Consider the following 12,920-nt stretch of genomic DNA (forward strand, 5'->3'; position numbering starts at 1 on the left):
CCACGACCTTTTTTGTATCCGCGGCGACCTGGCCGTAAGGGGCGTGAGGTACCCTGGCCGCTTCCTCTATGACGACGGCTACGAGCGGACCATCCTGCTCGACACCGCGCTGGTGGCGGAGACAGGCTATCCCCGCGACCAGCCCATCCTCAAAAAGAGCGTCCTGCGCGATGGAAGGGGCCGGGAGGTGCCGGTTGTCGTCTTCAACAACGAGCGCCTCGATCTGAACGCCGTAAGCCTATACAACATCCCCGCCCAGCTGCTCGCCGCCGCGAACCCCGCGCGCTTCAAGACGCACATCCTCGGCGCCGAGGTGCTGAAGCGGTTCAACACGCTGCTCGACTTCCAGCACGACGTCGTGTACCTGAAGCCTAACAGCCTCATGGACGCGGCCTACGCGGATGCTCAAAGCAGCACGCGCTAAGGCGCGCCGCCGCGCAAAGCGCCCGCTACCCTTGCAAAACCGTCTGGAACTCCCGTTTGAAATCCTCCCCATAGATATGCTTATACTCCCGCGTAAAGGAGGTGTACGCATTCTTGGCGAGCGAATGCTTGCCCAGCTGTACGAGGGCCTTGCACTTGATCGCCATGGCCTCCTCGTTCACCGAGTCGAAGTAAAAGATGTCGTCGGCTATCTCGATGAGGAAGTCGGGATCGTGGGACCCCGTTTTCACGAAGTGTAAATAGGTATCGATGACGTGGTTGGAGACGTCGGACTTGAAGGGGTCGAGCCACGGGTACTCGACATTCCCGAGCAGGCTCCCGCGGCGGGTGATGGCCGCCAGGGCCTTGGCGCCCTGTTTGTCGAGCGACGGGTTGTGGATCAGCGACAGGTATTCCTGGTAATCGACGTAGACCTTCGAGGCGTCGATGTCGAACTTCCAATACCCCGTTTTCTTGGACAACTCGAAACCGCCGGTTTTATCGAGGAGCGCCTTGAGCTTGGCGATGTTCACCGACCGGTTGTTGCGCGCGCTCTTCTCGTCCTTGTCGAACCAGAGGATCTCGTCCAGCTTCTCCGAGCTGATCCCGCGGTCGTTTTTCAACGAATAGAGCAATATGAGCAGGAAAAGCTGCTTGAGCAGCGGCGAAAACTGTTTGGTGAGGTCGCCGCCTTCGGTGTCGAATACCTGGAGGTCGCCAAAGAGGTGCACTGCCGCGGCCGCGTGCGACAGCGCTACCGGAGCCGGCGAGTCGGCAACCGGCACAACGACGGCGCGCCCCGGTCGACGCCGCGGCCTCGCCACGAGATAGCTCCCCACCAGCCCCAACGGCAGCAACAGATACCACCAATTGGACGACCCCTCGGGCGACGCAGGCGCCGGCGCCCCGACCGCCGCCGCCACCGGCGCATCGAGCGTATAGATATGCGCCACCGTATGCGACGGCCTCGTCGCCGTGCTGTCCGAAAAGAACACTACCGCCAGGAATTGCCGCGTCGAAGGATTATAAAAAAGATCCGAGAAGGACTCTATGTCGTGAAAAGGGTAGGGGATCCGGTTTCCCACCGCCTGGTACGCCGGCGTATCCAACGACCCCTTGATCAGCTGGAGCGAGGAATGAAAAGTCTGGTTGTTGAAGATAAGGCCGTAAAACGACGAACCATCGATCACCAGCGAATTGGCAAAGGTGAAATCCTCGCCGGCCGCGGGTGACAGCTCAAACAGCCGGTGGAACGTCCCCGTCCGCACGTCAAACCGCATCATGTCGTACAAATTCCGCGAATTGAGTATCTGCTGCCCGGTCGAGCTCCCATAACCCCCCAGCACATACGCCGTATCGCCCGAAGGCGTCGTCCCCGCCGCCGCCAGGTAGCGCGGCGTGAGCACATCCCCCGACGCCGCGACGGGTGACCAGGTATGCGTGGGTATGTGGTAGCGGAAAATCGTATTCTTATACGTCATGTGCCCGTACCCATCCAGTACATAAATGGACGTATCGAACGAGGAAACGAATTTGTTGTGCTGCCAATAATTGATGTCCCCCGGCCGGTAATCGTGGTCCCAGCGGCGGTCCGGGAAGTCGAAAGCAGCCGCCAGCTGCTCGTCCGGGTAAATATTAAACAAGTCACGGGTAAACGGATCATACACCGACTGGTTCCCCGCCAGCAAAACAAACGGCGCCGTATATCCCTCCCGCTGCAGCGATCCCCCCGACACCGAATAGACCAGCATGGAATCCCTCCCCACCAGGAACAAATGCCCATGCACGGCGTCGAACGCGCACGACGCCGGCCCGTCTAGCACGAGGCTATCCCGCAACGCCCATTCATAGTGCGTGCTTTTGATCCAAAGCGGGTTGAACACGGACGCAGCAGCCCCACGCTCGGTTTCGCCCGCCGACGCCCCCTTTTCCTCGTCCAGCGGCCAGCGATACAGCAACCGGTCCCGCGACACGATCCGGACGTCCCGGATCTTCATGGGCGGCACGTCGTTCTTCTGGAACTTCGGCACCGAGCACGCCCCAAAGGAGATACGATAGCTGTCCGATGGCGCCAGGTGCAAACCCGGCGCGGAAGAACCCATGATCCGGCCGCCGACCAGCAGCGTCACCCGGTCCGTGGCGTAGTCCAGCCGCAACGTCACCGTATCCCAATCATTGAACAGCCGCCCGGAATCCAGCGTAAACGACGCAAACGGCGCCCTATCGCCCACCACCGCCCTAAAATGCCCCACGGGGTAGGCCACCTTGTCGAACAACAGGTCGATGTTCTGGGTGTCGTTCCGGACCAGCCGGAGGATGTATCCAAAATAGTTCAGGTGCCCGGGCGAAAAACCAAAGGCAAAGGAAACGTCGAAGGAATGGCCAAAGGAAAACGCCTGGGGAGACAGGTCGAGCGACGTCCGCCGGTCCTGGTCGCTTTCATTATTATAGAACCCCAAACCCTGCCCACGCGCCCGGTTGATCGTAAACACCAATAATAAAAGGAAGATTCTCCACATGGGCATAGCAGTCCGTCTTGAAAGCGTTTTGGGGACACGAACTTAATAAAAATTAAAAAATTTTTTCTTAACGCCCCGGAATTAATAAATCATTAGACAATAATTATAGCCCCGGCGGTAGCTTCAGCCCCATAAAACTAACGAATGTGAAAAGATTGCTTGTCTCATTAGGGTCATTACTCCTTTTTTCTATGGCCTTTGGCCAGAAGATCCCCATCCGGGGGACGGTCCTCAACGAAAAAAGCGAGCCCATGGAGGGGGTAACCGTCATCGTCAAGGGACGGAGCGCCTCCACCCTCACCAAGTCCGACGGACACTTCCTCATCAACGTAGAAGACCCCCAAACCGCCGTTTTGATCGTCAGCTTTGTAGGGTATGGCGAAACCGAGGTCCCCGTCAAGGGCCAGATCGACCTCCATATCAACCTGTCCCCCAACGGTAAGAACATGGGCGACGTCGTCGTGGTCTCCGCCCTGGGTCTCACCAAGAAACAAAAGGCCATCGGTTATGCCCAGCAGTCGGTGGACCCCGACCGGCTGACCGAAGCCCGGGACGTCAACATCACCAACGGCCTGGCCGGGAAGGTCGCCGGTCTCCAGGTGACCACCACGGGTCAGCCCGGCTCCTCCACCCGCATCGTCATCCGCGGCGAGAACTCCATCACCGGGAACAACCAACCCCTCTGGGTCGTGGACGGCGTGCCCATCCAGAACGACATGGGGGACACCCGTGGGGACAACCTCGACTATGGCAACGGCGCCGAAGACCTGAATCCTGACGACATCGAGTCCATCGAGGTGCTCAAAGGCCCCAACGCCGCAGCCCTGTATGGGTCCCGCGCCGCCAACGGCGCCATCCTGGTCACCACCAAAAAGGGCAAGATCGGCGACCGGACCCTGGGCATCACCGTGAACCAGAACACCATGTGGAACACCATCAGCGAGTTCCCGGCTTATCAGAACGAATACGGCGAGGGCGGCAACGGCTTCCTGGTGACCAGCGGCAACAACATCGTCCCCGGCACCGGCGCGGTCCGCATGGGGACCAGCGGGAGCAGCTGGGGGATGCCCATGTTGGGGCAGCCATACGATGATTTCTCCGGAAAACCGCTCCCCGGCGGCTATTCCCCTCAACCCGGCAACATAGAATCCCTCTACAAGACCAGCGTGACCAACACCTCCAACCTCTCCGTGAGCAAAGGCGACGCCAACGGCTCCTTCCGGTTGTCGTACACCAACGTCTACAGCAACGACGTCTTGCCGGGCCAAAACGAGATCCGCCGCAACAACGTTTCCCTGAGCGTCACGCGCAAAATCAACTGGCTGACCCTCGACAGCTGGGTGTTGTATACCCAGCAGACGACCCACGACCGGACCGTCCGCAACCTGGACCCCGCCAGCCCGATGGCCGCCTACGTTTATATGCCGCGGAGCTTTAGCCTGAACGCCCTCGTGCCCTGGGTCAACCCCGCCACCGGCAACTCCAACGCCCTCGGCACCGTCGGCAGCATCGAAAACATCTACTGGTCCCTGTTCGAAGACAAAAACCAGGATAGCCATAACCGTTTGATCGGCGGCATCACCGCCACCAGCCGGATCAACAACTTCCTGAGCCTCCGCCTCCAGGGCGCGACCGACATGAACTTCCTGAGCTCCTGGCAGTACCGGGAACTGGGCGGTCTGCAGACCCCGCAGGGGAGCTACAGCAACCTGGAGCAGCACTCCCTCAATTACGACTACGAGGGCATGCTCATGTTTAACAAAAACTTCCGCCAGGACTGGAGCCTGACGGCCAATGCGGGCGCCGAGGTCGTTACCAACACCAGCCTCGCCCGGACGCAGGGGATCAAAGGGCTGCTGGTCCACAACATGCCCTCGATCAACAACAGCAACGCCGTCCCCGCGGTGAACGAAGCCGAGTCCGGCACCAACACGCAGTCCATCTTCGGGAACGCCACGCTGGGATACAAGAACTTCCTTTTCCTCGACGTCACCGGCCGTAACGACTGGTCGTCGACGCTGCCCGTGAACAACTGTTCTTTCTTTTATCCCTCGGTGAGCGCGAGCTTTATCTTCAGCGACTTCATCCACAACCACGACCTGATCAGCTACGGCAAACTGCGCGCTTCGTGGGCGCAGGTGGGCAACTCCGCCCCGGTCCAGGCGCTCATCACGCCCTACACCTACGGCGGTCTGTTCCTGGGTAACCCTTATATCAACTATACCAGCGGCAACACGCTCAACAACCCGTTCCTGAAACCCGAACAGACGCGCTCCCGCGAAGCGGGGATCGACGTAACCATGTTCCACGACCGCATCAGCTTCAACGGTACGGTCTACAGCACCAAGGCCTTCAACCAGATCATCAGCGCCCAGACCGCGCCCGAGACCGGCTACAACACCCGGTATGTCAACGCCGGCGAAATCTCCAACAAGGGGATCGAGCTGTCGGCCAACGCCAAGATTTTCCAGAACCGGAAGTTCACCTGGACCATGCTCGCCAACTGGTCGCTCAACCGTAATATGGTCGTCGCTTTGGCGCCAGGCGTCAACTCCTACCAGCTGACCCAGAACCTGGGCGTGTACGTCGACGCCAAGGTGGGCGCGCCGTATGGATACCTGATGGGCAACGCCCCCTACATGGTCGGCGACACCACGCTGGTCCAGGCCAACGGCCGCGCCGTCGTCCAGCCCAACACCTACCTCGGGAACTTCCACCCCGACTGGATCGGCTCCATCGGTACGTCGATGACCTACGCCGGTTTCGACTTCTCGATCCTCTTCAACGTCAAGTGGGGCGGCAAGATATATTCCGCCAGCTACGGCCGCGCCAACTTCGCCGGCAATACCCAGGCGAGCCTGTACGGGCGCGACGCGTGGCTCATGAGCTCCATTATCCTCGGAGAGAACGGCAACGAGCAGCAGGGGATAGGTCAGACGGTTGGCAGCACCGTTACCCGGTATGCCGATTCCGGCCGCGTCAAGGGCGCCCAATACCCGAACGCCTACCAGATCAAGGTGGACGCCAAGGGCAACCCCGTCCTCGACAAGAACGGCCGCTACGAGGTCGGCGCCAAGAGCAATGTCTGGATGAACCCCACGACCTACGAGTCGGATATGGTGCTCAACAACACCCCCGCCATCACCTACAACGCCAGCGACATCAAGATCGGCGAGCTCGTCCTGGGGTACACCGTCCCCCGGGAATGGATCGGCCGCTGGCCCGTCAAGGGCATCCGCGTCGCTTTCGTCGGCCGCAACCTGTGGACGCTCTACAAACGGACGCCCCAGGGCATCGACCCCGAAGCCGCGAATTCGTCCGGTAACGCCCAGGGTATAGACGCGGGGAACTCGTTCCCTTATGCACAGTATGGATTTGACCTGAAGGTTGCACTTTAAAATTGCCTGTATGCGAAAACTTATGATCGTGGCTTTTCTTTTCTGCTCGTGCACAAAGAATTTTACCACTTTGAATCAAGACCCCAATAAATTCACGTCGGTATCGCCCGAGTCCACCATCGAGGCCGCCGTCCGGACGCTCAACATGCAGATGTCCACCTACAACTACCAGCACTACTGGGACCTCGGTAACCAGATATGGGAAGGCTCGCGGTACGACGTGACCGACGGCGGCCTCTGGAAGAATATCTACAATAACGTCCTCGAAAACCTGGACCAGACGATCCTCACCTACGCCGGCGACTCGATCTACCACAACCGGGTCGAGATCGCGCGGATCGTGAAGTGGTACAGCTTTTCGATCCTGGTGGCCCAGTTCGGCCCGATCCCGGTCACCCAGGCCAACAACCTGAACTACCTCAACACCGTCGGCTTCGACAACGAGGACTCGGTCTATTCCTATATCCTCGACAGCCTCAAGGACGCCGCCGCGCAGATCATCCCCACCGGCGACAAGCTCAGCTACGACGTCGTCTATGGCGGTAACCTGACGAGCTGGGTACACTTCGCCAACACCCTCCGCCTCAAGGTGGCGCTGCGGTGTATGAAGAACCTCAACGCCAAGGCCGTGGCCAACATCCGGGACTGTATGACCAACGAGTCCGCGTTGCTCCAATCCGAGTCCGAGACCGCCAAGATGGCCTACGAGAACGTCACCAACAACTGGAACCCGTACTGGAACTTCTTTATCAACTCCAACAGCTACTACCCGTATTCCGCTTCCGGTCACACCGCGCCGCCGCGGATGGCGGAGTTCATGCAGATCTTCCTCAGGTCCTACAACGACCCGCGGATGGCGGTATACTTCGACTCCGTGACGTCGCACACCGCGCGCTTCCAGGTCACCGACACGCTCCCCAGCCTGAACGACGATTCGCTCCGGATCGTCAAATACGGCGTGCCCTACCTCGGCAAGGCGCTCGCGGCCAACTTTACGACGCTGCTCCCGAACTGGGGGACCACCCTCACAGGGCTCACCAACCCGCTCTCGGGTATCAACGACACCGCCTACTCCCTGATCGCCGACGCCATCCTCACCAACCCGGCCCGCCCGATCATCATGCTGTCCTACGCCGAATGTCTTTTCCTGAAGGCCGAGGCCGCGCAGCTGGGCTATGGCGGCGCTTCCCCCGCCGAGACCTACTATGAAGCGGGTATCAAGGCCAACTTCGCGTACTGGGGGCTGTCCAGCGGCCAGCTGGCCGCGTACATGACCCAGCAGGGCGTACAGTGGAACACGGTCTGCACCAATGCCTATTCGGACCCGCTCGACCTGTCCAACGCCAACATCACCGACGTCCTTCACCAGATATGGGCGCAGGAGTGGATGAACTACTTCCCCGACCAGAGCTTTGACAGCTGGTGCCTCCAGCGCCGCACACGTTTCTTCACCTTCCCGCCCGAGCTCAACCCCGGGGGGAACGCCAGCTATACCTCCCACACCCTTTGGATGGACATACCGGGCCGCGGGTCTTATCCTTCCAACGAGTCCGCCCTCAACCCCAACGGTTACGCCCAGGGTGTAGCCGATCTCGCTTTGTCGCCGTTGAACGCCTCGCTGATCGTCAACAACGAATACAACCCCGACATCCAGCTCGACTTCGCGATCCCCAACAAGATCGCCGACTGGAATACGCTCGCGCCCACCGGGTTCGACATGCGCTTCCTCCAGAAGTGGTATGGGCCCAACTGGGAGTCGCTCAAGGCGGCGGCGGCGAGCGCGAATTTTACGGTTACCCTTTCATCCACCTATTTGCCCTAGGCACACGCCCGGGCAAGAACCGCCCGGGAGTTGCACGGGTTTCAAACTCTTTGCATATGAAAAAGTTATTTCTTTTCCTCGTTGCCGCGGGTCTTTTGGCCTCTTGCAAAAAGTGGCCCTTCCTAAAGGATAATACGGGCCCCTCGCCCTCGAGCAACGTCCTGGCCTATACCATTCCCGACATCTTCGTCACGAAGGATTATACCGTCGGCGCGTTCTACTACAACTTCACCACCTTCAACACCAGCGTCAAACGCGTGCCGGTGGTGGGGGACTATAATATGCCCAGCGGCGCCGTCCCGCCCGCCGTCATGGCCGCCCACATCGCGCAGGCGGCCCGCGCGGGTATCGACTACTTCCTGTTTGCCTACCGGTCGCCCACCAAGGACAACGCCAACTGGAAGAACGACTCGACGCTGATCAAGACGTTCATCGGCCAGAACCCCGGTACGATGAAGTTCGCCCTGGCCTACAGCCTCAACTCCGGCGCGCTGGGCATCAGCAACACCGCCCCGCTCGAAAAGACCCCCGTGGCGCTGAACAACATGCTCGCCGACTTCACCCGCGCGGCCGCCGCCTTCGAAAACGACCCGAACTACGTAAAGGTGAACGGGAAGACGTTGCTCTATATCGAGGCGGCGGAGAACATGTTTTCCAACAACAATATCGCGATCTATGATTCGATCCGTACCCACCTTTCCGCGCTGGGCTTTACGATGTACCTCGTCGGGATGCAGGACCCCTGGTCCCCGCCCGCGCGGTATATCGACCGCTTCCAGGGCTGCGTCGACGCGATCTACCACAACAGCCTCAGCGGCAACGCCGGCCTGACCCAGTGGGACCGCTGGTACGTGCTGCCACAGGCGATGGACCAGAACTGGGAGTACAGCCGCGCGTATTTCCGCGATAGCATGGGCGGGATCAACTACATCCCCGATATCAGCCCGGCGTGCGACCCCACGATCACCACCGCCAACAGCACCAACCCCATCTATCCCCGGACCGATGGCGGCGCCATGTTCAAACAACTCTGTAACGTCGCCAAGATGAATGCCGACACCGGCGCCGGCGGCATCCGCATGGTCCTGATCGATTCCTGGAACCAATGGCAGTACGACATGCAGCTGGAGCCGGATACCGTGAATACAAAAGGCGTGACGCCCTATGGGGAATCCTACCTGGATATCGTGCGACAGGAATTTAAAACAACTAAATGATGCGTCCCCTGACTTTTGCATGGATTCTTTTGACCGGACTAACGGTTAACGCACAGAACGGCGAGTATGTCGATCCCACCATCGGAAATGTGGGAGCCCTTTTACAACCAACCCGACCCACGGTGCAACTGCCGCACCAGATGATCCGCGTGTACCCTAACCGGAAAGATTATATCGACGACCGGATTACGGACTTTCCGTTGATCGTCGTCTCGCACCGCCTGGGACAGGCCTTTTCGGTGAGGCCCTCGCGTGGCGGCTCAGGCGACGAGCCCATGCCCTACGACCAGGGCTCGGAGATAACCCGCCCCTGGTATTACGCGACGTACCTGCTCGACGACGACGTGGCGGTGGACTTTACTCCGGGGCGAAAAACGGGGATCTATCGTTTTGCATTTTCGGGTCAGCGCCCAAGGAACGTGTTGTTCGGGACCTACAACAAGGGCGAAAGCGCCTGGCATTTCGATGGGGACCAGACGCTCCACGGCATGGAGACCTACCACGACAACATCAAGGTCTATGTCTATGGCCGCTTCAGCGAAAAGGGCCGTATCGGCGCCAGCGGGAGCCGGGCCTGGGCCAACTTTGGCGCCAACGGCCCGACCGACACCGTGGAGTTCCGCTACGCGGTGTCGTATATCAGCCCGGAGCAGGCGCGGCGGAGTTTTGAGGAGGAGCTTTCCGGGCGGACGTTCGCGGCCTTGAAACAGGACGCTTTTACCGCCTGGTCCGCCGTACTCGGGCAGATCCGCGTCGAAGGCGGCACGGAGGCGGAGAAGCGTTCGTTTTATACGGCCCTTTACCGGTGTAACGAGCGTATGGTCGACATCACCGAGGACGGGCAGTACTATAGCGGTTTTGACAACACCATCCATCGCACGTCCGGGCGTCCCTTTTATGTCGACGACTGGATCTGGGACACCTACCTGGCGCTCCACCCGCTGCGGGCCATCCTTGACACGGGGCTGGAGCGCGACATGCTGAATTCCTATGTGACCATGTATAAACAGCTCGGCTGGATGCCGACCTTTCCCGTGCTCTTTGGGGACCACGCGTGTATGAACGGTTTTCATTCGTCCATCATGATCCTCGACGACTACCGTAAGGGCATACGGCCCGACGACCCGTCTGCGGCGTACGAGGGTATGCGAAAGAACGCCACGTCGGCGACGCTGTTACCGTGGCGGAACGGACCGTCGACGTCGCTGGACTCGTTTTTCTATACCCACGGTTACATGCCCGCGCTACGGCCCGGGGAGACCGAAACCGTCGCCGCCGTCAACCCCGGCGAACACCGTCAGGCGGTGGCCGTGACGCTCGGGGCGTCCTATGACGACTGGGCGGTGGCGCAGATGGCGTCGGAGCTGGGGCACACCAGGGACTATACCATTTTCATGGATCGCTCCTCGAACTACAAACGCCTCTGGGACACTTCCCGTGGTATGTTCCTGCCGCGCGACAGCAGCGGCGCCTGGATCGGCATCGACCCCAAGTTCGACGGCGGCGCGGGCGGCCGCGACTACTACGACGAGAATAACGGCTGGACCTATCTCTGGCAGGTACAGGAAGACATCGGCGGCCTGGTGCGCCTGATGGGCGGCCCCGCGTCTTTCGAGGCGCGGCTGGACCAGCTTTTCCGCGAGGGCCTGGGTCGCAGCAAGAGCGACTTCTGGTATAAGTTCCCCGACGCCACCGGCAACGTGGGTCAGTACTCCATGGGTAACGAGCCCAGCTTCCATATCCCGTATCTCTACAATTTTACGTCCAGCCCCTGGAAGACCGCCGAACGCGTGCGCCTGCTGCTCGACCTCTGGTTCCGGGACAACGTCTTTGGCATACCCGGTGACGAGGACGGCGGCGGTATGTCGGCTTTTGTCGTATTCTCTTCGATGGGCTTTTATCCCGTGACTCCGGGCATACCGGTGTACGCGATCGGCAGCCCCGTGTTTACGCGTGCGTCCATATCCCTTCCTAACGGCCGCACTTTTACCGTTTCCGCGCCTCTATGCTCCCGCGTCAATAAGTACGTGCAGCGCGCCACGTTGAACGGCGTGGACCTTATGTCGCCCTGGTTCACCCACGCCCAGCTCATGGCCGGCGGCACCCTGGAGCTCGTCATGGGCCCCCGTCCAAACCGCGATTGGGGCCTCGGCGCCCGCCCGTCGGTCGCGGGCTCACGCCTACGGCTACCCGCCATCATCTCCGACCACATGGTGCTGCAAGGGGGAACTGCCGCGCCCGTCTGGGGGTGGGCGGCGCCCGGGGCCGCGGTACGCGTGAGCATCAGGGGGCGCACCTACTCCTCCCTCGCCGACAGCACCGGCCGCTGGACCGCTCACCTGGCGCCCCTAAAGCCCGGCGGCCCCTTCGACATGTCGATCACCTGCGGCGCAGACACCATGGTGCTCCACGACATCCTCGTCGGCGACGTCTGGCTCGCCTCCGGCCAGTCCAACATGGAGTTCGGCATCCAAACCGACAGCCACGCCGCCACCACGATCCCGCGGGCCACCGACAGCCTCATACGTTTTTTCTATGTCCCCATGGCAAAATCCCCCGACCCCCAGGAGGGGATAGGGGAGCCCGTTACCGCGGACGACGGCCGCTGGATCGTCTGCTCCCCCGCGGCGCTGTCCGCCAGGTGGGCGTGGCACGGCCCCTCCGCTGTCGGTTACTATTTCGCGCAAAAGGTCCGTACGATGACCCACGCCCCCGTAGGCATGATCTGCAGCTACAAGGGGGGCACCCCCGCCCAGGCCTGGGTGAGCCGCGAATCGCTTTTCGCGGACACGGCCCTGCGGCACTATGTCGCCCTACGTCCCGCCATCGTCGGCTTCGGCACCCCCACGGTGCTCTTTAACGCCATGATCCACCCGCTGCTGCCCTACGCGATCAAGGGCGTCATCTGGTACCAGGGCGAAAGCAACGGCGACCGCCTGACCGACGCCATGGAGTACAAAACCCTTTTTCCCGCGTTGATCCGCGACTGGCGGCGCCAGTGGGGCGAGGGCGACTTCCCCTTCCTGTATGTGCAGCTGCCGAACTTCCAGCCCAAGACCGAAGGCAACTGGCCCTGGGTGCGCGAGGCGCAATACAGGACCCTGTCGCTCGCCCAAACCGGTATGGCCGTAACCATCGACCTCGGCGAGCCCGGGAACATCCACCCCACCGACAAGCTCGACGTCGGCTACCGGCTCGCCGCCGTAGCCGGTCACCTCGTCTATCACCAGCGCGCCGTATACACCGGCCCCCGCTACGACCACATGGCCGTCGACGGCCGCGCGATCCGCGTCTGGTTCACCGAACCGCTCCGCCCCGTGGATACCCTCAAGGGCTTTGCCGTCGCCGGCCCAGACGGCCGCTTCGTTACCGCCACCGCCCGCCTCGACGGCGACGCGGTGATCGTCTCCAGCGACCAGGTGCCTTCCCCCGTCGCGGTGCGCTACGACTGGGCCGACAACCCCGACGGAAACCTATTCAACAAAGAGGGGCTCCCCGCGGCGCCCTTCCGCACAGATCAATAACACGACGCCTCCGGGCG

General features: G+C 61.1%; 6 protein-coding genes. 5 read left to right on the top strand and 1 reads right to left on the bottom strand.

Features of this window, described 5'->3' with window-relative positions; genetic code table 11:
* A partial coding sequence (locus tag VL547_RS07105) for a hypothetical protein (protein ID WP_325576713.1) occupies positions 1-424 on the top strand: 424 nt, incomplete at its 5' end.
* Positions 425-449: 25 nt separating this feature from the next.
* On the opposite strand, the gene VL547_RS07110 is transcribed toward VL547_RS07105, so the two are convergent.
* Positions 450-2,948, bottom strand: coding sequence for a hypothetical protein (locus VL547_RS07110; RefSeq protein ID WP_325576715.1), 2,499 nt, complete (start codon positions 2,946-2,948; stop codon positions 450-452).
* A gap of 140 nt (positions 2,949-3,088) precedes the next feature.
* On the opposite strand from VL547_RS07110, the gene VL547_RS07115 reads away from it, so the two are divergent.
* The 4 genes from VL547_RS07115 to VL547_RS07130 are packed head-to-tail and all read left to right on the top strand — an operon-like array spanning position 3,089 to position 12,903.
* Positions 3,089-6,340, top strand: coding sequence for a SusC/RagA family TonB-linked outer membrane protein (locus VL547_RS07115; protein ID WP_325576717.1), 3,252 nt, complete (start codon positions 3,089-3,091; stop codon positions 6,338-6,340).
* Between the two features lie 10 nt (positions 6,341-6,350).
* Positions 6,351-8,162 carry a SusD/RagB family nutrient-binding outer membrane lipoprotein gene (locus VL547_RS07120; protein ID WP_325576719.1) on the top strand — a complete coding sequence of 604 codons (1,812 nt, stop codon included), beginning with the start codon at positions 6,351-6,353 and terminating at the stop codon, positions 8,160-8,162.
* 56 nt (positions 8,163-8,218) lie between these two features.
* Positions 8,219-9,379: a glycoside hydrolase family 99-like domain-containing protein gene (locus tag VL547_RS07125; protein ID WP_325576721.1), complete on the top strand. Its 1,161-nt coding sequence runs from the start codon at positions 8,219-8,221 to the stop codon at positions 9,377-9,379.
* Positions 9,376-12,903, top strand: coding sequence for a GH92 family glycosyl hydrolase (locus VL547_RS07130; protein WP_325576723.1), 3,528 nt, complete (start codon positions 9,376-9,378; stop codon positions 12,901-12,903). Before VL547_RS07125 ends, VL547_RS07130 begins: the two co-directional genes overlap by 4 nt.
* Positions 12,904-12,920 lie beyond the last annotated feature (17 nt).

Origin of the sequence: Dinghuibacter sp., assembly GCF_035492835.1 — a bacterium.
GTDB lineage: Bacteria > Bacteroidota > Bacteroidia > Chitinophagales > Chitinophagaceae > Dinghuibacter.

Bases quoted from the DNA above. Each gene is read 5' to 3' on its own strand.
- VL547_RS07120 (WP_325576719.1), top strand. From the start codon at position 6,351: ATGCGAAAACTTATGATCGTGGCTTTTCTTTTCTGCTCGTGCACAAAG.
- VL547_RS07110 (WP_325576715.1), bottom strand. From the start codon at position 2,948: ATGCCCATGTGGAGAATCTTCCTTTTATTATTGGTGTTTACGATCAAC.
- VL547_RS07125 (WP_325576721.1), top strand. From the start codon at position 8,219: ATGAAAAAGTTATTTCTTTTCCTCGTTGCCGCGGGTCTTTTGGCCTCT.
- VL547_RS07130 (WP_325576723.1), top strand. From the start codon at position 9,376: ATGATGCGTCCCCTGACTTTTGCATGGATTCTTTTGACCGGACTAACG.